Genomic DNA, 21,594 nt, shown 5'->3' on the forward strand with positions numbered 1-21,594 from the left:
AATGCGTTTAAATACTCTATCTCCGGCTGAAGGTTCTAAACATAGTGCTAAACGTCTAGGACGTGGTATTGGTTCTGGTTTAGGTAAAACTGGTGGTCGTGGTCATAAAGGTCAAAAAGCACGTACTGGCGGTGGTGTAAGACGTGGATTTGAAGGTGGTCAAATGCCTTTATACCGTCGTTTACCTAAATTTGGTTTTACTTCAATGAAAGCAGCTGTTACAGCTGAAGTTCGTTTAAGTGATTTGGCAAAAGTTTCTGGTAATGAAATTACATTAGATTCTCTTAAAGACGCTAAAGTAATTCCTGCTGAAATTCAATTCGCTAAAATTATTCTTTCAGGTGAAGTGAAATCAGGCGTAGTTGTTCGTGGTTTACGTGTGACTAAAGGTGCTAAAGCAGCAATCGAAGCTGCTGGCGGTTCAATTGAGGAATAATTAACAGATGGCTAAACAACCGGGGTATCAAAATAGAAGTACTCAGAGCGGTACAAGTGAATTAAAGCGCCGTTTATTGTTTGTATTAGGTGCACTTATTGTATTCCGCATTGGATCTTTCATCCCGGTTCCTGGCATTGATTCTGCCGTATTGGCTCAAGTTATTGAACAACAAAAAGGTACCATCGTAGATATGTTTAACATGTTCTCTGGTGGTGCCTTGAGTCGTGCGTCAGTATTTGCTTTGGGGATCATGCCGTATATTTCGGCATCGATCATTATTCAACTATTGACGTCTGTTTATCCTGCATTAGCTGAATTAAAGAAAGAAGGTGAAGCTGGAAGACGTAAGATTAGCAAATATACTCGTTATTCTACGTTAGCCCTTGCTACTATTCAGGCAATTGGTATTTCAACTGGTTTACCGAATATGTTGCCTGGATTAGTTCCGAATTTAGGATTTGGCTTCTATTTCACTGCAGTTATCAGTTTGGTAACAGGAACAATGTTCTTAATGTGGTTAGGAGAGCAAATTACTGAAAGAGGTGTCGGCAACGGTATTTCTTTAATTATCTTTGCAGGGATTGTTGCCGGATTACCTGCGGCAATTGCACATACTATTGAACAGGCTCGTCAAGGCCAAATGCATCTGTTGGTTCTCTTATTAATTGCTGTGGTTGTATTTGCAGTAACTTACTTTGTTGTATTTGTAGAAAGAGGACAAAGAAGATTAGTTGTTAACTATGCGAAACGTCAACAAGGCCGTCATATGTTAGCAGCACAAAGTTCACATTTACCACTTAAAGTGAATATGGCAGGGGTTATCCCAGCAATCTTCGCTTCAAGTATTATTTTGTTCCCAGCTACAATTACACAATGGTTTGGTCAAGGACAAGGATTAGACTGGCTAAATGACTTATCAATGTTATTACATCCAGGTCAACCTTTATACTTGATTTTATATGCAGTAGCGATTATATTCTTCAGCTTTTTCTATTCTGCGATGCAATATAATCCTAGAGATACAGCGGATAATTTGAAAAAATCTGGTGCATTTTTGCCAGGAATTAGACCGGGGGAACAAACATCACGCTACATTGATAAGATAATGACCCGTTTAGCTTTAATTGGTGGTCTTTATGTTACCTTTGTATGTTTAGTTCCGTATATTATGACATCAGCATGGAACGTCCAATTCTATTTTGGCGGAACATCATTACTGATTGTCGTAGTGGTAATTATGGATTTCATCGCTCAGGTTCAAAGTCACTTGATGTCAAGTCAATATGAATCAGTGTTGAAAAAAGCAAACCTTAAAGGGACAAGACAATAATATTGTCTTTTAAGTTAAAAAGGATAAGCAATGAAAGTTCGTGCGTCCGTAAAGAAATTATGTCGTAACTGTAAGATCGTTAAACGTGAAGGCGTAGTTCGTGTGCTTTGCAGCGATCCTAAACATAAACAACGTCAAGGTTAATTGATATATTTTTCTTGAAAAGAATTAGTTGAGTAGGTATACTGCTCGACTCTTTTTGTAGTGTATCGGTATGTTGTTTGAGTATCCTGAAACGGGCTTTTCAGATCAACATACCAGATTTTAGGTAATCAAAAAAATAGGAGTGCATAGTGGCCCGTATTGCAGGCATTAACATTCCTGATCATAAACACGCTGTAATTGCTTTAACAGCAATCTATGGTATCGGTAAAACCCGTGCGCAACACATTTGTGATGCTGTGGGTATTGCAGGAAGCGTTAAGATCAGCGAATTGTCTGAAGAGCAGATTGATAAACTGCGTGACGAAGTTGGTAAATTTACTGTTGAAGGTGATTTACGTCGTGAAGTAACTCTAAACATCAAACGTCTATTAGACTTAGGATGCTACCGTGGATTACGTCATCGTCGTAGCTTACCGGTACGTGGTCAACGTACTAAAACTAACGCGCGTACCCGTAAGGGCCCACGCAAACCGATCAAGAAATAATCGGGGTAAATGATAATGGCTAAAACACCAGTTCGTGCGCGTAAGCGTGTAAAAAAACAAGTTGTAGATGGCGTGGCTCATATTCATGCTTCTTTCAACAATACTATTGTTACGATCACTGATCGCCAAGGTAATGCTCTAGCATGGGCAACTGCAGGTGGTTCAGGTTTCCGTGGTTCTCGTAAATCTACTCCGTTTGCTGCACAAGTTGCTGCAGAACGTTGTGCCGAAATGGTTAAAGAATTCGGCTTAAAGAACTTGGAAGTTATGGTTAAAGGACCTGGTCCTGGTCGTGAGTCAACAATCCGTGCATTAAATGCAGCTGGATTCCGCATCACTAATATTACTGATGTGACTCCGATTCCTCATAACGGTTGTCGTCCACCGAAAAAACGTCGTGTGTAAGACGTGTTAGGATAGTTGGAGAAAGAAAATGGCAAGATATTTAGGGCCTAAGCTCAAACTAAGCCGTCGTGAGGGCACAGACTTATTTTTGAAGTCAGGTGTTCGTGCGATTGAGTCAAAATGTAAAATTGATACTGCACCAGGTCAACACGGTGCACGTAAGCCACGTTTATCTGACTATGGTAGTCAATTACGTGAGAAACAAAAAGTTCGTCGTATGTACGGCATTTTAGAACGTCAATTCCGTAACTATTACAAAGAAGCTAACCGCTTGAAAGGTAACACAGGTGAAAACTTATTAGTGTTATTGGAAGGTCGTTTAGATAATGTTGTATATCGTATGGGATTTGCAGCAACACGTGCAGAAGCTCGTCAATTAGTTAGTCACAAGGCTATCGTTGTTAATGGACGTGTAGTGAATATTCCTTCTTACCAAGTTTCTGTTGATGATGTTATCGCAGTACGTGAAAAATCTAAAAAACAAGCACGTATTAAAGCATCATTAGAATTAGCAGAACAAAGAGAAAAACCAACTTGGTTGGAAGTCGATGCTGCTAAAATGGAAGGTGTTTTCAAACGTATTCCAGAACGTTCTGATTTATCAGCAGACATTAACGAACATCTGATCGTTGAGCTTTATTCTAAATAATAGGGCTTAACAGCAAAGAGAGGATAAAATGCAGGGTTCTGTTACAGAATTTTTAAAGCCACACTTAGTAGATATTGAGCAAATTAGCTCTACCCATGCTAAAGTGACCTTAGAGCCGTTAGAACGTGGCTTTGGCCATACATTGGGTAATGCATTACGTCGTATTCTTTTGTCATCTATGCCTGGTTGTGCAGTGACTGAAGTTGAAATTGACGGTGTATTGCATGAGTACAGCAGTAAAGAAGGGGTTCAAGAAGATATTCTTGAAGTACTTTTAAACTTAAAAGGTCTAGCGGTTAAAGTGCAGAATAAAGATGACGTATTTCTGACACTAACAAAATCTGGAATTGGCCCTGTTGTTGCCGCGGACATCACTCATGATGGTGATGTTGAAATCGTTAATCCAGATCATATCATTTGTCATTTGACAGATGAAAATGCCTCTATTAATATGCGCATTCGTGTACAGCGTGGAAGAGGATATGTTCCAGCATCTTCACGCACACACGATGAAGAACGTCCTATCGGTCGTTTGTTGGTAGATGCATGTTATAGCCCTGTCGATCGTATTGCTTATAATGTTGAAGCAGCACGTGTTGAACAGCGTACTGACTTAGATAAGTTAGTTATTGAGATGGAAACTAATGGAACGTTAGATCCAGAAGAGGCGATTCGTCGTGCAGCAACTATTTTAGCAGAACAGCTTGATGCATTCGTTGATTTGCGTGATGTTCGTCAACCAGAAGTCAAAGAAGAAAAACCGGAATTTGATCCGATTCTACTTCGTCCAGTGGATGACTTAGAGTTGACAGTTCGTTCTGCTAACTGTTTGAAAGCAGAAACAATTCACTATATCGGTGATTTAGTTCAACGTACAGAAGTTGAATTACTTAAAACTCCTAATCTTGGTAAGAAATCTCTTACTGAAATTAAGGATGTATTGGCTTCACGTGGGCTATCACTAGGTATGCGCCTTGAGAATTGGCCACCAGCAAGTATTGCTGAAGACTAGTTTGGTCATAGGTTAAAGATTTTTCTGAGAAGGATAAGGTCATGCGCCATCGTAAGAGTGGTCGTCAACTAAACCGTAATAGCAGTCATCGCCAAGCGATGTTTCGTAATATGGCAAGTTCTTTAGTTAGTCATGAGATCATCAAGACTACATTGCCAAAAGCAAAAGAATTACGTCGTGTAGTTGAGCCGTTAATTACTTTAGCTAAAGTTGACAGCGTTGCAAACCGCCGTTTAGCTTTTGCTCGTGTTCGCGACAACGCAGTTGTTGCTAAATTGTTTAATGAATTAGGTCCACGTTTTGCTCAACGTGCGGGTGGTTATACTCGTATCTTGAAATGTGGATTCCGCCCTGGTGATAATGCACCTATGGCGTATATTGAATTAGTAGATCGTCAAGTTGCTGAAGAAGCAGCTGTAGCGGCAGAATAATTCAATATTCATTTATATTATCTATGAAAAACTGCACTCATTTGAGTGCAGTTTTTTTATGGATTAGTCCTTTTAATAACAAACTGGAATAAAGTTTCTATACTTTGATAAAGTTTTTTATTTTTAAAGTCGACAATAAGTTGCTATACTCAGTGAGTTTTTTAATTAATCGCTGTTTAGCTGTATAAAAGCAGGCTTTGGAGGACTCAAAAATTGAAATTTTTATCTTTTTCTCAACTATTTAAAACAACCTTACTTTCTTTTCCTATCTTATTTAGTTCATCTCTTTTAGCAGAAAAACTCTATATTTATAACTGGACAGAATATATTCCCACTTCATTATTAAATCAATTTACCAAAGAAACAGGAATAGAAGTTGTTTACTCAACTTTTGAAAGTAATGAAGAGATGTATTCTAAAATGAAACTGACCAATGGTGGTGAGTATGATTTAGTTTTTCCATCTAGTTATTACATTGGTAAGATGGCAAAAGAAGGAATGTTAGAGAAATTAGATAAAAGTAAGCTAAAGAATTTTTCTCAAATTACGCCTGATTTATTAAATAAGCCTTTTGATCCAAATAATCAATATTCTTTGCCTTATGTATATGGTTTAACAGGTATTGGTATAAACGCAGCTGAGATTGATCCAAAAAAAGTTACCAGCTGGTCTGATTTATGGAATCCTGAATATAAAGGAAAGGTGTTATTGACTGCTGATTCTCGTGAGGTTTTTCATATTGCTTTATTATTGAAAGGTTTTTCTCCTAATACAAGAAATGCAACAGAGATCGAGTCAGCATATCATCTATTACAAAAACTAATACCAAATGTACTGGCGTTCAATTCAGATTCACCAGATGTTCCTTATTTGCAAGGCGAAGTGTCATTAGGCATGATTTGGAATGGTTCGGCTTTTAGGGCTCATAAGGAAAATGCCAATATTCAATTTATTTATCCTGCTGAAGGTGCCATTATCTGGATGGATAATTATGCCATTCCTAAAAATGCTAAGCATAAAAATGCAGCATATAAATTTATCGATTTTATGCTTAGACCAGAAAGTGCTAAAGAAGTGATCGAAACAATGGGCTTCTCTATGCCAAATGAAGGTGTTAAAGCATTACTCTCACCAGAAGATGTAAATGATGTTACTTTATTCCCAACACCTGCAGAGCTACAGAAAGGTATTTTGCAAGAAGATGTTGGAGATGCCATTGATATTTATGAAAAATATTGGAATAAGTTGAAAACAAATTAAGGTTTCTCAGCGATTTTTTCTAAGAAATGTATATAATTAGGTACATAATCATGACTCCCTCATTGTGTTAATGCATAATGAGGGAGTTGTATTAATTAAAGATTGTCAAAACATTACTTATCATTGTTCAGCTATAGTTGAGCTACAAATAGAAATTTATAGGAATTATTATGGAAAAGTTTCGTGTTCATGGGCGAGCTTGCTTAAAAGGTACGGTCAATATTTCTGGTGCTAAAAATGCAGCATTACCAATTTTATTTGCTTCTATTCTTGCAGAAGAACCAGTGACATTGCATAACGTACCGCGCTTGCGTGATATTGAAACAACATTAAAAATTTTACGTAAACTAGGTATTAATGCAGATTGGTGTGGTGAACAAAGTGTATGTATTGATGCTAGCAACGTTACAAGCTTTGTTACTCCTTATGAATTAGTGAAGACTATGCGTGCTTCAATCTGGGCATTAGCACCATTAACAGCACGTTTTAATCAGGGACAAGTCTCTTTACCTGGAGGATGTTCTATTGGAGCACGTCCTGTTGATTTGCACATTTCTGGTTTAGAGAAATTAGGTGCAAAAATTATCTTAGAAGATGGCTATGTAAAATCATTTGTTTCATCTCGTTTACAAGGTACTCGTATTGTTATTGATAAAGTTAGTGTTGGTGCAACAATTTCTATCATGACTGCGGCAGTATTAGCTAAAGGTACGAGTATCATTGAGAATGCAGCAAGAGAACCTGAAATTGTTGATACAGCAGAATTTTTAAATAAGATGGGGGCGAAAATTCAAGGAGCAGGTACAGATACAATTACCGTTGAAGGTGTTGAGCGTTTAGGTGGTTGTGAACATAGAGTCATACCAGATCGTATTGAAACAGGTACATTTCTTGTTGCTGCAGCAGTATCTGGTGGACGTGTTGAATGTATTGGTACTAGAGCGAATACTCTTGAGGTTGTGATTGAAAAATTACGTGAAGCAGGTGCGCAAATTGATGTAACTGAAGATAGTATTACGCTAGATATGTTTGGGCAAAGACCTAAAGCAGTGAATATTCGCACTGCACCACACCCAGGTTTCCCAACAGATATGCAAGCGCAATTTACCTTATTAAATATGGTTGCAAGTGGTACTGGCATTATTACTGAAACTATCTTTGAAAACCGTTTTATGCATATTCCTGAATTAATTCGTATGGGCGCAAAAGCTGAGATAGAAGGAAATACTGCGATTTGTCATGGTGTAGATCATCTTTCTGGTGCGGAAGTGATGGCAACGGATCTTAGAGCTTCTGCAAGTTTAGTGATCGCTGGTTGCATTGCACAAGGTGAAACTATTGTCGATCGGATTTATCATATTGATCGTGGTTATGAGCATATCGAGGAAAAACTTCGTGGCTTGGGTGCTCGTATTGAACGTTTCTCTGATAGTGAAATAGAATAAATTACGCATAATTATCTCTGTTTTCCTACTATAATTAAATCGCTAACCATTGGTTCTCATTGCATTCTAGGTGGTTAGCGAAATTTATTTTTCTTTAAAAATCAGATAGTTAATTCTAAGATATAGTATAAAGTGCTACTATATAAATAATTAATGTCCTTATATAAGAATATTAGCGAATTAGTGTATCTAACCTATTGTTTTATATATATATTTTTTATATTAGGACCAGCTACGTTCGCGTAGCTGTGAGTTGAAACGAGTCAATGTCAGATGTGGTGATGATTAACCACGACCAGCTACGTTCGCGTAGCTGTGAGTTGAAACCCCAATTTAGCGTTGATTGAACAACGGCTTGCATCCAGCTACGTTCGCGTAGCTGTGAGTTGAAACCAATTTTACGGCGCTAGCAGCATTGGTGTATGGCGCCAGCTACGTTCGCGTAGCTGTGAGTTGAAACTATACCGACAACGACGGCAAAGTGCTTGACGTCATTCCAGCTACGTTCGCGTAGCTGTGAGTTGAAACGAGATTGGCAAGGCGATTGGAATTTGTCTTGTAGCCAGCTACGTTCGCGTAGCTGTGAGTTGAAACTTACTTCTGTGCTGTCTTTAGTTGTTGCTACAGTTAACCAGCTACGTTCGCGTAGCTGTGAGTTGAAACATCATTTAATGCAGCGCGTACTTTATTTAATAGACCAGCTACGTTCGCGTAGCTGTGAGTTGAAACAATAATCTTGCAAAGCGTTGATTAGACGAAAATAGCCAGCTACGTTCGCGTAGCTGTGAGTTGAAACGTTGTACTTTTCGCTTCGGTTTTGTCGGCTTGGTCCAGCTACGTTCGCGTAGCTGTGAGTTGAAACAGTCGTGATAACGATAACATAAATTGAGCAGCGGTTAGCCAGCTACGTTTGCGTAGCTGGATATTTATATCTAAGAATTAGCAGTTTGATATTTAATATCTATAGAACTTAATTTATCGATGATAGACAGTAATTGCTCTGTTTTTTCATCTGTAGTAGCCCAGCTTGTCGCAAATCTGATCATTGTATGATGTTCATCAATTTTTTCCATAAAGCCATAGTCAACATATTGTTGTAGAGCGGCAATAAAATTATCGTCTGCAATAAAAAAGATTTGATTGGTTGGTGAATCAACAACTAGTTTATATCCATATTCTTTAAGTTTTTTCTTAATTTTTGTTGCACTGTGAATGGCGGGAATGCCAATTCTTTGATATAGACCATCTCGAAATAAAGTATCAAACTGTACACCAAGAAGTCTTCCTTTGGCGAGGAGCACCATGCTGTTTGATAATACTGAAAAAATGAGGAATAAGATCTTTTTTAGTAAGCACAACAGCTTCACCAAACAATAGTCCGCATTTAGTTCCACCAATGTAAAATACATCACATAAGCGAGCAAGATCTGGCAACGTGACATCATTTTTATCAGCAGCAAGTGCATAGGCTAAGCGAGCTCCATCAACAAATAAAGGTAATTGGTGTTGATGACAGAGTCTGCTAATTTCTGTTAGTTCTTGTAAGGAATATAAAGTACCGTACTCTGTAGGTTGAGAAATATATACCATACCGGGCATTACGGTGTGCTCACGATTTGCATCATTATAATAATCATCAATCACTTGCTTTATTGATAATGCACTCAACTTTCCATCATGGCTTTTAGCAGTAAGAATTTTGTGACCACCTAACTCGATTGCGCCAGCTTCATGTACAAAAATATGCCCTGATTCTGCAGCAATTACCCCTTGATAAGAACGAAGTAGAGCATTGATCACGACTGCATTTGTTTGAGTACCACCCATTAGAAAATGTACTGCACCATCAGGGCAATTACATGCAGCAAGAATTTCTTTCTCAGCTTTACGACAAAATTCATCTTTACCATAACCAACAGTAGAAAGCTGGTTCGTTTGAATAATTGCCTCAAGAACATCTGGGTGGGCACCTTCCATATAATCAGAGGCAAAAGATAATTTATTTGTCATTGTTGTTTCCATATTGAGATCCTTATGTTGATATTTAATTGCGGCACAGCTTATAGCAGCTTAATCAATGATGCAAACGGCAAAATATCATGTTATAAATGACAATATGTCATTAATAAGTAAGGATAAGCAATGGATGCAATCAAATGTGAGGCTTTTATTTATTCAGCAAGATTAGGCAGTATGACAGAGGCGGCAGAAGTGCTTAATTATACGCAATCAGGGATCACCAGAATGATAAATTCACTTGAGAATGAAATTGGCTTTCCTCTTTTCATTCGTAGTAAAAAAGGTGTGTCATTGACGGAAAATGGAAAAGAGATGATGCCTGTATTGACAGAAATTGTGAATGCACATCGTAATGCCAAGCAAGCTGCTTCAGATATTAGAGGAATTATTAAGGGAACGGTTACGGTTGGTAGTTATTTCAGTATTTCTGCGATGATTATGCCAATGGTGATTTCACAATTTAAGGCGTTATTTCCTGGTATAAAAATTAGGATTCAAGAGGGTGGCAATACAGAAATGGCTAAATGGTTAAATGAGGGAAGTGTCGATTGCTGTTTTTGTGCGAAACCTTTGGATACTGTCGTTTGTGATTGGCAACCTATATTTGAAGACGAAATGGTTGTGTGGTTACCGAAAGATCATACGATGGCAACGAAATCTTCATTTCCGATCAAAGATCTTGAACAGTGGTCCTTTATACATACATCACCTGAACAAGATACTGATCAGGATCGGTTAATTTCAAGGTTTGGATTAAAAATGAATGAGGTCTATACAACGAAAGATGGCTTTTCAACATACAATATGGTTGCTGCTGGTCTAGGGATTAGCTTTAATCAAAGACTTATTTCAACGCAATGGAATAAAAGCATCGTCGAAATTCCTTTTGAACCAAGACAATATGTTTCTTTAGGTATTGCAGTTCCTTCAATGGAGATGACTTCACCAGCAACCAAAAAATTTATAGATTGCATTAAAATGGTGACTAATTCGATTAAGAATGGTGGTTGATACGGATTATAGCCATAAAAAAATCTGCACCTCATTTTATTAAGGTGCAGATTTAAAGAAGTTAAGAATTAGTTCTTTTGTTGTTTTTGGTAAGCATAGGCTGCTTTGATAAAGCCTTCAAATAATGGGTGTCCATCACGTGGTGTTGAGGTAAATTCAGGATGGAATTGACACGCAACGAACCAAGGATGATTTGGCACTTCAATAATTTCTACTAATTTCTTATCTGCTGACCAACCAGTTACTTTTAAGCCTGCTTTTTCAATTTGTGGTAGTAGTTTATTGTTGACTTCATAACGATGGCGATGGCGTTCTTCAATAGTTTCTTTACCATATAATTGACGAGCTAAGCTGCCTTCAACTAAGTGACATTGTTGTGCACCAAGACGCATGGTACCGCCGAGATCAGATTTATCGCTGCGTACTTCAACATTACCATCAGCATCTTGCCATTCGGTAATTAAACCAATTACCGGTTGTGGACAATTTTTATCAAATTCAGAAGAACTTGCATCTTTCATTCCTGCAACATGGCGTGCATATTCAATTAAGGCAATTTGCATACCTAAACAAATACCTAAATATGGAATATTGTTTTCACGCGCATATTGTGCAGTGAGGATCTTACCCTCGATACCACGATAACCAAAGCCGCCTGGAACAAGAATTGCATCTAACCCTTTTAATAAATCGGTACCTTTAGATTCGATATCTTGAGAATCAATATATTTGATATTAACGGTTAAGCGATTTTTTAAACCACCATGTTTTAAGGCTTCGTTTACTGATTTATAGGCATCTGGTAATTCGGTATATTTTCCAACCATACCAATAGTTACTTCACCGATAGGATTAGCTTCTTGATAAAGTACATTTTCCCATTCTGAAAGATCGGCTTCAGGACAATCTAAATGGAAACGTTGGCAAATAAAATCATCTAATCCTTGAGATTTTAATAATGCTGGAATTTGATAGATTGAATTTACGTCTTTTAATGAAATAACCGCTTTTTCCGGTACATTACAGAATAAAGCAATTTTGGCACGTTCGTTTGGTGGAATAATGCGATCTGAACGGCAAATTAATACATCAGGTTGAATACCGATTGATAACAATTCTTTTACTGAGTGTTGGGTAGGTTTGGTTTTCACTTCCCCAGCAGTAGCGATGTATGGCACCAAAGTTAAGTGCATAAATAAGGTTCTTTCACGACCAACTTGTACAGCAAGCTGACGAAGCGCTTCTAAAAATGGTAATGACTCAATATCACCTACGGTTCCACCGACTTCCACAATCACAACATCATGTCCAGCAGCACCTTCGATAACTTTAGCTTTGATTTCATTAGTAATATGAGGAATAACCTGAATAGTGGCGCCAAGATAATCACCACGACGCTCTTTACGTAACACTTCAGAATAGATCTTACCCGTAGTAAAGTTATTACGTTTAGTCATTTTGGTACGAATGAAACGCTCATAATGTCCAAGGTCAAGATCGGTTTCTGCACCATCTTGAGTAACAAATACTTCACCGTGTTGTGTAGGACTCATTGTACCTGGATCCACATTAATATAAGGATCAAGTTTCATCATGGTAACGTTTAGCCCACGAGCTTCTAAAATAGCTGCAAGCGACGCCGCAGCGATGCCTTTACCTAAAGAAGAAACGACACCGCCTGTGACAAAAATATAATTGGTTGCCATTGTTTATGCCTATTTAATAAAAAGTGAGTGGAAATCTAAGATTAAGAGATACGCAAGTATCAAGACGGGATGATAGTTTACAGTAATTAGAAATTTATCTCAATCAGAGAATAGAAAGGAGATTGTTAAACTAACAATCTCCACTATTTTGTTATTTGTTACCAAGTCATTTGTTGATCTTTGTTATAGAGCGAACGATAACCAAAATAGAGCGAACCAAATACGGAAAGACAGACGGCAGTACAAATCGCAATCATAATAGCAATTTGATAAAGAATAGCAGTGCTAGGTAAAGTACCGGATAGAATTTGTCCTGTCATCAATCCGGGCAATGCAACAATCCCCATACCAACCATAGAATTTAGTGTTGGTAATAGTGCACTTTCTAAGGCTTGATTGACAAATGGCGTTAAGATGCGTGGCGGAGTAACGCCGAAATTAAGTAATGTTTCAATACGTTGTTTTTCACTGGCAAGGCTTTCTCGAAATGTTTTCACGCCTAAGTTTACGCCCGTCATTGCATTACCCATAATCATTCCACTTAATGGAATCACATATTGTGGGTGGAAGAAGTTTTCTTTGACTACGACTAGAATGAAAAATGCTAATACGGCTAAACCGGAAAACGAGATTGAACCAATAATCGCATATTGAAAGTGGCGATTAAGGTTAGGATTTTTAGACAATACACGATGCACTGCAAAAATAATCATCGCTAATAAATAGCAAATAGTAAAAATTGGATGCGGATTTTGAAAAATATAGGTTAATACAAAGCCAGCAATAATTAATTGTAATGTCATACGTAAGCTAGCGATAAAAAGCAATTTAGATTGGTTAATCTGGCACTTTTTCATAATGAATAACACAATCAATAATAAAAGATAGACCAGACTAAAATTAAATAGGTGAATTTCGGCAACATTATTCATTGTGCCCCTCCTTATGTAAATAAACGATATGATCGGCATAATGTTGCGTTAGTGCTTGATCGTGACTGATCACTATCAATGTTGTTTTAGGCAGACAATGATTTTTTAAATTTTGCATGACTTGATTTGCTGTTTTGGCATCTAATGCTGATGTAGGTTCGTCTAACATTAAAATGGTAGGTTTTAAGCTTAAAGCAATAGCGAGAAAAACTCGCTGTTTCTCACCACCTGACAATTTATCAATCTGTTGTTCTAAAGAAAAAGGAACTAAACAAAGTGCCAAATAATGCTCTAATTCGGATGTTGGTGGTAATACACTTTCACGATATTGGTGATATTGTCGAAAATTTTCCAGAATAGATCCTGAAAAAAGATACAGTTGCTGTGAAGCGAGTAGAATTTCTCGGCGTAGTTGAATTTTATCTAAATGTTGGATGTTTTGATTTCGGTACAGTATTTTTCCCTGTGTTAAAGGTAAAGTAGCATTAAATAAATGAAGTAAGGTGCTTTTCCCACAACCGCTTGGCCCTTGTAAGAAAGTTGCTTTTCCCTCTGGAATCGTAAGATTGGGATAATGAATTTTTTCCTGAAAAACAACATTTTCCGCAGCTAAAATAATCGGCATAATAAAACCCTAAAATCTTTATTAATATGGAAGAAATTGTATATGAATTTTCAACAGATTTTACTGACTTTGCCACCTATTGATGATATTCGCCAAATTGATATTGTGAATGAAAGAGGTGAGCTAGAACATACCATCCCAGCAGTTCCAGGTAAGTTAGGTTCTTTACGGATTTATAATGCTTTAGCACAAAAATTTTCAGGTATGTTAAATCAAGAATCAGCACAACAAGGATTAATTTGGTTTGCGGAACATTGCACAGAAGCAAAACAAAATCCAGGTAAGCATCCGAATATTGATTTGTTATTTAGGGTGCTTGAACAACATCACCAATGGCAGATTAAGGTTATTACCTCTGTTTAATTATTTTCTAAGTTTTACCGTATTAATGGCGTGATCTTCACCTTTTACTAAGATCAGACTTGCTCGTTCACGAGTTGGTAAAATATTCTCGTGTAGATTAACGCCATTAATGTTGTCCCAAATACTAGAAGCAACCTTAATCGCTTCAGGTTCTGACAGTTGTGCATAATGATGGAAATAAGAGTTTGGATCGGCAAATGCCCCTTTACGGAATTTTAGGAAACGTTTGATATACCAATTTTTTAATAAGCTCTCTTCAGCATCCACAAAAATTGAGAAATCAACAAAATCAGAGACAAACAAATTATGTGCTTTATGTCCACGCTGTAACACATTTAACCCTTCAATAATCAGAATATCGGGTTGATTTATCTCCGTATATTGTCCTGGAATAATGTCATAAGTTAGATGTGAATAGACGGGGGCTTTAACTTGTTCTTTACCAGATTTTATATCTGATACAAATTGAATGAGAGCGTGCGTATCGTATGAAACAGGGAAGCCTTTTTTACTGAGTAAATCTTGCTGTTTTAATTTCTCTAATGGATATAAAAAACCATCCGTAGTAATCAAATCAACTTTACGATTTGCTTCGGTTAATAATGCTTGCAAAATACGGGCGGTAGTGCTTTTACCAACTGCAACACTTCCCGCAATACTAATAATGTAAGGTACTTTTGGTTTATCAATCCCAAGAAAACGCTCAATGACTGTATGTCGTTTTAAATTCTCTTCTATATAGTAGTTAAGTAAACGCACCAGCGGTAAATAGATAGAACGTACTTCATCTAATGACAGCTCATCATTAAAACTCAATAACGGTTTGAGATCTTGTTCTGTAAGAGAGAGTGGCACTGATTTTCTTAATTCTGCCCATTGTTCACGTTCAAAAATTAAGAATGGGGAAAAAGTATTTATAGATTGAGTGCTCACAACGTCCTTCTTATGAGATGAAAAGAGATGTTATGGCGGTATGTTATAAAAAGTGAAAGGAAAAGGCAAAGTTTATTGTGTAGTATGGTAATAAGCTCTAGTAGTATTATTGTGGTTTTTAAAGATTTTCTTTTGAGGAGGATATATCTATGGACAGTATACAAACAGAAAATAATCAATATATTTTCTATGCGAATACTCAATTACAACCTTTAGCTCAACATCTATTTGCAGTAGGATATTTGGCTACCCGATTATTTGAACAATCTGTTGATAATGATGAATATCAAGGCATAAAAAATACGGTTTTTCTCGCGGCCAGTTTTCATGATTTGGGTAAATGTGATCCACACTTTCAAACATGGGTTAGAAAAAAGAAACAAATCAATTCCAATGATGATGGACAACATATTAATGATAAAAAGTTTTCCTTTGAAAACCACCCTCGACATAATGAAATCTCTTTATTATGGTTTTTCCTATTCGAAAAGTATATGACCTTTTTAAATGTTGCACAAAAAGAAGCTATGCAACATACCGTTTATTGGCATCATGCCAAACCCTATAGAAAAAATGACAAATTCAAATCACTCGTTGATATTTATAATATTTTTTCTAAAAATTTAGGACAGGATAATTTCGAAAAATTTTTGCAAGATACTTTGAAAGTTTTAAAACAGGTCAGCTATCTTTCAGAAAAGTATGATGACTCATTGAAAATCCATGAAAAATTTAAATCCTTATCTATTGATAATTTACAAGACACTCTGGAAGAATTTTGTTACGCCAAGAAAGACAGTAGCTTTCCATCTTTTAAAGATTATAGTCAAAACATATCAAACGTATTCGACTGCACAAAGCATATTCAAAAAAATGCCCTACATAATATTCTACGTGCTTGTATAATCAGTGCTGATCGTATTATTTCCGCACTCACTGCGGAAGATTTAGATATTTATATTCAACAGCAAAGGTTGCATGAACTTTCAGAGCAGAATATCGATCAAATTTCTTCATTAAAATCACATTTGGAACAAATGTCTTTTCCGGATAGCTTACGGACACAAAAACAAAATGAAGTGGCATTGGAACTGACAAAAATTGAAAATGTTGCTGTTCTTGCCGGGGCAGCTGGTTGTGGTAAAACTAGAATTGCCTTGGAATGGGCGAAATTAAAAAATGCACAAAAAATCTTTTGGATTTGCCCTCGTGTACAAATCTGTCAGGGCATTTTTACAGATTTAACCACATCCTATTTACCTGATGCTCACATTGAAATCTTTACCGGAGAATTTAAATTTACTAATTCATGGGATACACCGACAAAAGAAGAGAGTTATTTCTCTGCAGATATTGTAGTAACAACTATAGATCAAATTTTCAAAGCGATTGTTTCTCATACAAAAATTGATAGTTTAATTCCATTTATGAATTCTCATGTTATTTTTGATGAGTTTCATGAATATATCAATATGGATATCTTTAACTTATTGTTTGCAGAATTAATTAAAAATAAACAAATGAGAAAAATAGGAGAAATAAATACACTATTAGTATCAGCTACACCACATTATCTTTATTTAAAAGAAATGTTAAATATAAAAACAGACTATGATGTCGTTGAAATGGAATCCTTTAATCCGAGCCGATATAAAATTAATTTTATCAATTATGATGAAAAAAAACTTCAAAATAATCCTTTTTATGCTGCGTATGACAATAAAACATTTATCATCAGTAATACTGCGAAACAGGCTCAACTCGGTTTTATTTATCAACAAAAAAATGAGAATAGCATCCTATTTCATTCCAAATTTAAACGTGGTGATAAGAAACAAATATTTCAAGATATATACGAAAGCTTTAAACAGCAAGGTACACAAAAATATCGTGTTTTACGGAGCGGTCCAATCGTTCAAGCTTCATTAAATATCAGTTGCAATCATATGCTTTCTGAAATGAGTTCGGCTGAAAATATATTACAGCGATTAGGACGATTAGATCGTTTCGGTGAGAATCAAAATGTGAATGTCATGCAAATTGCCATTACTGAAGATATACAAAGAGGCAAACAGATTGGTGCTTCTGCAAAATTTCTTGCTAAATTATATCAGTTACAATCTGCAAAAGTATGGTCAGATTATTTGATGGATAAGATTGGCGATAATAGTTTTACATTACCAGAAATTTATCGAATTTATAAAGATTTCCATCACAATGAATCCTGTTTGAAATTATTGAGACAGGATTTACTACAGGCTATTTTACATAGTATAGTTGTGCTTAGTAGTAAAATTACTGAACCGATTAAAATTGTCACAAATAAAGCATCAACCGAGATTGCTAAAATCAGTAAAAATTCTTTACGTGGTGATAGTCGTTTTGTTCAAGCGGCGCTATTAAATATTGATGATTTTTCTGCTCCTGAATTTGTGAATCAGTATGCTTGCAGTATTCCAACATCGGATCACATGTATTTTGATTATATGACAGAATCTTTGTCGACTATTCAAAACACAGGATTAATCGACTTTATGGCACAGAAGCACCACAATATAGATCCGGACAGTCCAACGAACGGTATCAAAGAACGACAACAAAATTTACGAAAAATGGTGTTAGAAAACTATGCTCGTGATGCGCATTATCCAATTTATCTCAGTTATACTGAAGATGATCTAAATCGGATCGGTGGAATGGATGTCCGTTATCCACATGCAATGTATTATGCTATATGTGAAAAACAATCTATCGGTATTTTATCTATTGATGATCTTTCAAATTTAAATCAAGCCAGAGGAGAATAAGTGATGGCAAAAATTAATGGTATTAAAAGTGTCGATTTCAAAATTACAGCTTTTGGTTATGGCGTAGTTAATTGGAATGGCCCGACAACATTAACCGGTGATAATGGTCGAATGGTTGATAATCATACGTTACCGAAATTACGCGGCTACAGTAATTTAACTGGTAAAGTGAAAGAAGATACAGGATTTAAATTTAAAAAAGAAGTTTCTGATATTAATTTTACTGAAACACCTTTATATATTAGTCAAAACTGTATTCGCCATCATTTATTTAGAGATCAGGCTTATGATTTGCACTATGCTAAAGATAATAATTTACTGGATGTTTTAGCATCAATCACAGGTTTAATTCGTGGTTATGTAGTGCCGTCCAGCCAGTGTAAAAGAACTAGTGCTCTTTTAATTACTGATTTTGTTGATGAGTTAGGTAACGGTAATTTTGAACAACTGGGACGTTCTGGTTCGAAAGCAAAAGAGAAAAATAAAGATGGTGAAGAAGTCAGCAATTCATTCTTCTCGAAAACAACGTTCGGTGATACTAAATATACTGCTTACGGTTCAATCAGTATCGAACAACTACAATTTATTTCTTTGGATAAAAAATTTGATCGCGCCGCTATGATTATCAAACAAGGTGAAGGAGAAAAAATTGCTCAACGTGTTCAGGACTTTATTCAAAGTTTAGATCCTTCCAGAAATCCTAAAGCCGTTTTCCATGCGAATTATGTCCGCAAAGGCACAATTTTCCAGGAAGGTGAGGTCGGTATTTTATTAGATCAAGTTGCAGTGGATATTTTGATACAGGAAACTCTGAATATGCTGAGAGATTTGAGTATCCGTCAAGCCAAAGGTTATATGTATGTTGATACGGTAGAAGTAGACTATAACGACAGCAATAAAATGATGCGGATTAAACGTCATCCTGAACAGGTCAATCCTGAAGCCTTGAGTGATTATGCTATCTATTTTGAGGCGAAAGGCTGATGGGGGGGGGGTAACTCAATATGCAAATTACTATTGAATATGCATCATCATGGCGAAATTCATTTCTAGACGGTTCAAATAATGAATCGTTACCAAAAAATGGACGCAATTTTATTGCGTCCATGACCACTTTGAAAACAGTAGGGAATTTTAAAAATTGTTCTGTCACTAAAGATACAGTGATGGGAATTCTAAATAGGCTCATTGGCGATCAACGTAAATTGTATCAGGCTCGTCAAGATCCTAATTATTATTTCAAGGATATTGAACAAATTCTTCGTGATGAAGATATTCAGGATCGTAACGAATGTATCAATCATGAAATGGTTTATCTGCGAAATATGTCGGGAAGTACGGATCAAAATGCATTTACTGGAATGATCAAAGCACAGGATCCTATCTTTCAATCAGACTATTCATCCCGATTGTGGGGAATTTTATGGCTAGACTTGGATCAAACCATAGCCTTTATTTTAGATGAAAACTATCATGTTATTTGCAATCATTTAGATCTGGATCCTTTAACGGTTATCCAACAACTGGAAGCCTTGAACAGTACTAAAGCTGTGGATGTTTCTGATCGTATAGAACAATGCCTAGACGTTTTTAAGAAAAATTTTCCTGATGTTGATTATAAATTAACAGCGAAAGGACAACTTACACCGATTACGCTTTATACATCGGCATTGTATTTACAGTTACTTCATTTAGGAAAACAGTATGATTTGACTGACGTTTTAACAAAATCCGGCGGATTAAGCGGCATTTCCAAACGTGGTTTTACCAAGAAAGATTTTATGGATAGATATACCACAGGTAAGAAAAAACTGATTTGGGGTAATCCTTATCTTTGGGTGGAACGCAAAAAAGGAGAAGGTGAGATTCATCATTCGCTGACTAAAACCGATGGAGTCCTTACTATTCATTTAGATATTTCTGAAGAACGTGCTAAAGATTTGAAACAGAAAATTGATGATGCTGCGGTTTCGTCCTTTTATTTAGGAAAAAAAGGGCTGGCTTATGTCACAGAGATAGAGACAAGGAAGAAAAGATGAAATATTACATTGAATTAACATTGTTTGATTATCCTGATTATCGGATGTATGAATTATGGGGGAGACTCTATATGCAGTTACATTTAGCTTTAGTTGAAGTTAAAGATAATCAAGATAAAGTTAATGTGGGGGTTTCTTTTCCTGAATACCATTTTGATGAAATTAAGCAAATAGGGGCGTTAGGTAGTAAAATCCGGTTATTTGCTCAAGAACGAATCACTTTAGAGCAATTAAATATACGGAAATGGCTTAATCGCCTGGTGGATTATGTTCATATTTCTCCTATCTTTGAAGTTCCAGACGATATTAAAGGGTATGCCATTTATAATCGGGTACAAGTAAAAAACAATGCAGAACGATTAGCTCGTAGGCAGTTGAAGAAGCATCAAAATCTAGATTTTGAACAAACTGTTTTACGCTATCAAAATATTGTTACCACTTGCCATTTACCCTATATTTCTTTTAAGAGTTTAAGTAGTAAACGACCTTTTAATCTGTTTATTGAAAAGAAAGAGGTCCCTCCTACACTAAACGTTGCATCGTTTAACACTTATGGTTTAGGGACTAATTGCGCTTTGCCTGAGTTTTAAAGTGTTGTGAGCATTTTAGAGATTAGATTCATAAAAAATTATTAAAATTAAATAGACGATATTTGATTATGATTGCTGGGAATTTAAACGGAAACTGTAAAAAACAAGCAACTTTTGCTTGAGATTTAGGCTACCGATAAAAAATCGTGTTTTTTTTCAAAAAAAGTCTTGCCAGACGAAAAAAGATCCCTATAATACGCCTCACTTGCTTAACAATGCCGACTTAGCTCAGCAGGTAGAGCAACTGACTTGTAATCAGTAGGTCACCAGTTCGATTCCGGTAGTCGGCACCATCTTTTCAAGTAAGTACTAGCATTTAGCGTTGTGGAGGGATTCCCGAGCGGCCAAAGGGAGCAGACTGTAAATCTGCCGGCTCAGCCTTCGAAGGTTCGAATCCTTCTCCCTCCACCATTTTATGATGGGACAGATGAATATAGGTGCGGGCATCGTATAATGGCTATTACCTCAGCCTTCCAAGCTGATGATGCGGGTTCGATTCCCGCTGCCCGCTCCACGCTGATATAGCTCAGTTGGTAGAGCGCACCCTTGGTAAGGGTGAGGTCGGCGGTTCAAATCCGCCTATCAGCACCACCTCTATTTTTCTTTCCTTTTTATTCAAATCCTGTAATTATCTTTGGTTAATGTGGTAGTTATACGCCATCGATAACCGTGTTTTTTTTAGGGGACTTTCCATGTCTAAAGAAAAATTTGAACGTACAAAACCGCACGTTAACGTGGGTACAATCGGTCACGTTGACCATGGTAAAACAACATTAACAGCAGCGATCACCACAGTATTAGCGAAACACTTTGGTGGGGCAGCACGTGCATTTGACCAAATCGATAATGCACCAGAAGAAAAAGCACGTGGTATCACCATCAACACTTCACACGTTGAATATGATACAGCGACTCGTCACTATGCACATGTTGACTGTCCGGGACACG

Annotated in this window: 23 protein-coding genes, 4 tRNA genes and 1 CRISPR repeat array; of the genes, 21 read left to right on the forward strand and 6 right to left on the reverse strand. The window is 36.6% G+C overall.

Annotated features, from left to right (window positions below):
- Position 1: 1 nt before the first annotated feature.
- From rplO to murA, 10 genes are all read left to right on the forward strand, one after another.
- Positions 2-436, forward strand: a complete 435-nt coding sequence (rplO, locus tag QS62_RS07175) for a 50S ribosomal protein L15 (RefSeq protein WP_066108053.1) — start codon at positions 2-4, stop codon at positions 434-436.
- 7 nt (positions 437-443) lie between these two features.
- Entirely contained in the window at positions 444-1,769 is a 1,326-nt protein-coding gene (secY, locus tag QS62_RS07180) for a preprotein translocase subunit SecY (protein ID WP_066108056.1), read from the forward strand.
- A gap of 30 nt (positions 1,770-1,799) precedes the next feature.
- Positions 1,800-1,913 (forward strand): 50S ribosomal protein L36, encoded by a 114-nt coding sequence (gene rpmJ, locus QS62_RS07185; protein ID WP_005548767.1) that lies wholly within the window; start codon positions 1,800-1,802, stop codon positions 1,911-1,913.
- A 149-nt stretch (positions 1,914-2,062) separates the two neighbouring features.
- Positions 2,063-2,419 carry a 30S ribosomal protein S13 gene (gene rpsM, locus QS62_RS07190; RefSeq protein WP_013745942.1) on the forward strand — a complete coding sequence of 119 codons (357 nt, stop codon included), beginning with the start codon at positions 2,063-2,065 and terminating at the stop codon, positions 2,417-2,419.
- Positions 2,420-2,434: 15 nt separating this feature from the next.
- On the forward strand, positions 2,435-2,824 hold the full coding sequence (gene rpsK / locus QS62_RS07195; protein ID WP_012072238.1) for a 30S ribosomal protein S11: 390 nt from the start codon (positions 2,435-2,437) through the stop codon (positions 2,822-2,824).
- 28 nt (positions 2,825-2,852) lie between these two features.
- The gene (rpsD, locus tag QS62_RS07200; protein WP_065234043.1) at positions 2,853-3,473 is read left to right on the forward strand and encodes a 30S ribosomal protein S4; all 621 of its coding nucleotides are present in this window, start codon (positions 2,853-2,855) and stop codon (positions 3,471-3,473) included.
- 28 nt (positions 3,474-3,501) lie between these two features.
- The gene (locus tag QS62_RS07205; protein WP_066108059.1) at positions 3,502-4,485 is read left to right on the forward strand and encodes a DNA-directed RNA polymerase subunit alpha; all 984 of its coding nucleotides are present in this window, start codon (positions 3,502-3,504) and stop codon (positions 4,483-4,485) included.
- 41 nt (positions 4,486-4,526) lie between these two features.
- Positions 4,527-4,916, forward strand: a complete 390-nt coding sequence (gene rplQ / locus QS62_RS07210) for a 50S ribosomal protein L17 (RefSeq protein ID WP_013745939.1) — start codon at positions 4,527-4,529, stop codon at positions 4,914-4,916.
- Positions 4,917-5,183: 267 nt separating this feature from the next.
- Entirely contained in the window at positions 5,184-6,176 is a 993-nt protein-coding gene (locus tag QS62_RS07215) for an extracellular solute-binding protein (protein ID WP_414146308.1), read from the forward strand.
- 170 nt (positions 6,177-6,346) lie between these two features.
- The gene (gene murA / locus QS62_RS07220; protein WP_066108064.1) at positions 6,347-7,621 is read left to right on the forward strand and encodes a UDP-N-acetylglucosamine 1-carboxyvinyltransferase; all 1,275 of its coding nucleotides are present in this window, start codon (positions 6,347-6,349) and stop codon (positions 7,619-7,621) included.
- A 228-nt stretch (positions 7,622-7,849) separates the two neighbouring features.
- A CRISPR array of direct repeats spans positions 7,850-8,483; the repeat unit is 32 nt; unit sequence CCAGCTACGTTCGCGTAGCTGTGAGTTGAAAC.
- Positions 8,484-8,553: 70 nt separating this feature from the next.
- Here murA and QS62_RS12080 read toward each other — a convergent pair.
- Complete coding sequence (locus QS62_RS12080; RefSeq protein ID WP_197496275.1) at positions 8,554-8,925, reverse strand: hypothetical protein; 372 nt, start codon at positions 8,923-8,925, stop codon at positions 8,554-8,556.
- Positions 8,882-9,631, reverse strand: a complete 750-nt coding sequence (locus QS62_RS07225; RefSeq protein ID WP_197496276.1) for a threonine aldolase family protein — start codon at positions 9,629-9,631, stop codon at positions 8,882-8,884. Before QS62_RS07225 ends, QS62_RS12080 begins: the two co-directional genes overlap by 44 nt.
- Before the next feature lie 132 nt (positions 9,632-9,763).
- Between QS62_RS07225 and QS62_RS07230 the strand changes: the two genes are divergently transcribed.
- On the forward strand, positions 9,764-10,651 hold the full coding sequence (locus QS62_RS07230) for a LysR family transcriptional regulator (protein ID WP_066108067.1): 888 nt from the start codon (positions 9,764-9,766) through the stop codon (positions 10,649-10,651).
- 68 nt (positions 10,652-10,719) lie between these two features.
- On the opposite strand, the gene pyrG is transcribed toward QS62_RS07230, so the two are convergent.
- The 3 genes from pyrG to QS62_RS07245 form a co-directional block, all read right to left on the reverse strand.
- Positions 10,720-12,357, reverse strand: a complete 1,638-nt coding sequence (gene pyrG / locus QS62_RS07235) for a glutamine hydrolyzing CTP synthase (RefSeq protein WP_066108070.1) — start codon at positions 12,355-12,357, stop codon at positions 10,720-10,722.
- A gap of 158 nt (positions 12,358-12,515) precedes the next feature.
- On the reverse strand, positions 12,516-13,289 hold the full coding sequence (locus QS62_RS07240; protein ID WP_066108073.1) for an ABC transporter permease: 774 nt from the start codon (positions 13,287-13,289) through the stop codon (positions 12,516-12,518).
- Positions 13,282-13,914 (reverse strand): ABC transporter ATP-binding protein, encoded by a 633-nt coding sequence (locus tag QS62_RS07245; RefSeq protein WP_066108076.1) that lies wholly within the window; start codon positions 13,912-13,914, stop codon positions 13,282-13,284. Before QS62_RS07245 ends, QS62_RS07240 begins: the two co-directional genes overlap by 8 nt.
- Before the next feature lie 42 nt (positions 13,915-13,956).
- On the opposite strand from QS62_RS07245, the gene QS62_RS07250 reads away from it, so the two are divergent.
- Positions 13,957-14,277 carry a DUF2322 family protein gene (locus tag QS62_RS07250; protein ID WP_066108080.1) on the forward strand — a complete coding sequence of 107 codons (321 nt, stop codon included), beginning with the start codon at positions 13,957-13,959 and terminating at the stop codon, positions 14,275-14,277.
- On the opposite strand, the gene coaA is transcribed toward QS62_RS07250, so the two are convergent.
- On the reverse strand, positions 14,278-15,210 hold the full coding sequence (gene coaA, locus QS62_RS07255) for a type I pantothenate kinase (RefSeq protein ID WP_066108083.1): 933 nt from the start codon (positions 15,208-15,210) through the stop codon (positions 14,278-14,280).
- 149 nt (positions 15,211-15,359) lie between these two features.
- On the opposite strand from coaA, the gene QS62_RS07260 reads away from it, so the two are divergent.
- The 9 genes from QS62_RS07260 to QS62_RS07300 all read left to right on the forward strand — a co-directional run.
- Positions 15,360-18,017 carry a CRISPR-associated endonuclease Cas3'' gene (locus QS62_RS07260; RefSeq protein WP_066108086.1) on the forward strand — a complete coding sequence of 886 codons (2,658 nt, stop codon included), beginning with the start codon at positions 15,360-15,362 and terminating at the stop codon, positions 18,015-18,017.
- A gap of 3 nt (positions 18,018-18,020) precedes the next feature.
- On the forward strand, positions 18,021-19,001 hold the full coding sequence (gene cas7fv, locus QS62_RS07265) for a type I-Fv CRISPR-associated protein Cas7fv (protein ID WP_066108089.1): 981 nt from the start codon (positions 18,021-18,023) through the stop codon (positions 18,999-19,001).
- 20 nt (positions 19,002-19,021) lie between these two features.
- Positions 19,022-20,056 (forward strand): type I-Fv CRISPR-associated protein Cas5fv, encoded by a 1,035-nt coding sequence (cas5fv, locus tag QS62_RS07270; protein WP_066108094.1) that lies wholly within the window; start codon positions 19,022-19,024, stop codon positions 20,054-20,056.
- Positions 20,053-20,646 (forward strand): type I-F CRISPR-associated endoribonuclease Cas6/Csy4, encoded by a 594-nt coding sequence (gene cas6f, locus QS62_RS07275; protein ID WP_066108099.1) that lies wholly within the window; start codon positions 20,053-20,055, stop codon positions 20,644-20,646. Before cas5fv ends, cas6f begins: the two co-directional genes overlap by 4 nt.
- Positions 20,647-20,863: 217 nt before the next feature.
- Positions 20,864-20,939 (forward strand) — tRNA-Thr (locus QS62_RS07280).
- A gap of 33 nt (positions 20,940-20,972) precedes the next feature.
- Positions 20,973-21,057, forward strand: a tRNA-Tyr gene (locus QS62_RS07285).
- A gap of 28 nt (positions 21,058-21,085) precedes the next feature.
- Positions 21,086-21,160 (forward strand) — tRNA-Gly (locus tag QS62_RS07290).
- Position 21,161: 1 nt separating this feature from the next.
- Positions 21,162-21,237 (forward strand) — tRNA-Thr (locus tag QS62_RS07295).
- A gap of 101 nt (positions 21,238-21,338) precedes the next feature.
- Positions 21,339-21,594: GTP-binding protein (locus QS62_RS07300; RefSeq protein ID WP_231923686.1), on the forward strand; the 256-nt coding region annotated here is incomplete at its 3' end.

The sequence above is a fragment of the Gallibacterium salpingitidis genome (assembly GCF_001678495.1).
Lineage (GTDB): Bacteria > Pseudomonadota > Gammaproteobacteria > Enterobacterales > Pasteurellaceae > Gallibacterium > Gallibacterium salpingitidis.

Bases quoted from the DNA above. Each gene is read 5' to 3' on its own strand.
- rplO (WP_066108053.1), top strand. From the start codon at position 2: ATGCGTTTAAATACTCTATCTCCGGCTGAAGGTTCTAAACATAGTGCT.
- secY (WP_066108056.1), top strand. From the start codon at position 444: ATGGCTAAACAACCGGGGTATCAAAATAGAAGTACTCAGAGCGGTACA.
- rpmJ (WP_005548767.1), top strand. From the start codon at position 1,800: ATGAAAGTTCGTGCGTCCGTAAAGAAATTATGTCGTAACTGTAAGATC.
- rpsK (WP_012072238.1), top strand. From the start codon at position 2,435: ATGGCTAAAACACCAGTTCGTGCGCGTAAGCGTGTAAAAAAACAAGTT.
- rpsD (WP_065234043.1), top strand. From the start codon at position 2,853: ATGGCAAGATATTTAGGGCCTAAGCTCAAACTAAGCCGTCGTGAGGGC.
- QS62_RS07205 (WP_066108059.1), top strand. From the start codon at position 3,502: ATGCAGGGTTCTGTTACAGAATTTTTAAAGCCACACTTAGTAGATATT.
- rplQ (WP_013745939.1), top strand. From the start codon at position 4,527: ATGCGCCATCGTAAGAGTGGTCGTCAACTAAACCGTAATAGCAGTCAT.
- murA (WP_066108064.1), top strand. From the start codon at position 6,347: ATGGAAAAGTTTCGTGTTCATGGGCGAGCTTGCTTAAAAGGTACGGTC.
- QS62_RS12080 (WP_197496275.1), bottom strand. From the start codon at position 8,925: ATGGTGCTCCTCGCCAAAGGAAGACTTCTTGGTGTACAGTTTGATACT.
- QS62_RS07225 (WP_197496276.1), bottom strand. From the start codon at position 9,631: ATGACAAATAAATTATCTTTTGCCTCTGATTATATGGAAGGTGCCCAC.
- QS62_RS07230 (WP_066108067.1), top strand. From the start codon at position 9,764: ATGGATGCAATCAAATGTGAGGCTTTTATTTATTCAGCAAGATTAGGC.
- pyrG (WP_066108070.1), bottom strand. From the start codon at position 12,357: ATGGCAACCAATTATATTTTTGTCACAGGCGGTGTCGTTTCTTCTTTA.
- QS62_RS07240 (WP_066108073.1), bottom strand. From the start codon at position 13,289: ATGAATAATGTTGCCGAAATTCACCTATTTAATTTTAGTCTGGTCTAT.
- QS62_RS07245 (WP_066108076.1), bottom strand. From the start codon at position 13,914: ATGCCGATTATTTTAGCTGCGGAAAATGTTGTTTTTCAGGAAAAAATT.
- QS62_RS07250 (WP_066108080.1), top strand. From the start codon at position 13,957: ATGAATTTTCAACAGATTTTACTGACTTTGCCACCTATTGATGATATT.
- QS62_RS07260 (WP_066108086.1), top strand. From the start codon at position 15,360: ATGGACAGTATACAAACAGAAAATAATCAATATATTTTCTATGCGAAT.
- cas7fv (WP_066108089.1), top strand. From the start codon at position 18,021: ATGGCAAAAATTAATGGTATTAAAAGTGTCGATTTCAAAATTACAGCT.
- cas5fv (WP_066108094.1), top strand. From the start codon at position 19,022: ATGCAAATTACTATTGAATATGCATCATCATGGCGAAATTCATTTCTA.
- cas6f (WP_066108099.1), top strand. From the start codon at position 20,053: ATGAAATATTACATTGAATTAACATTGTTTGATTATCCTGATTATCGG.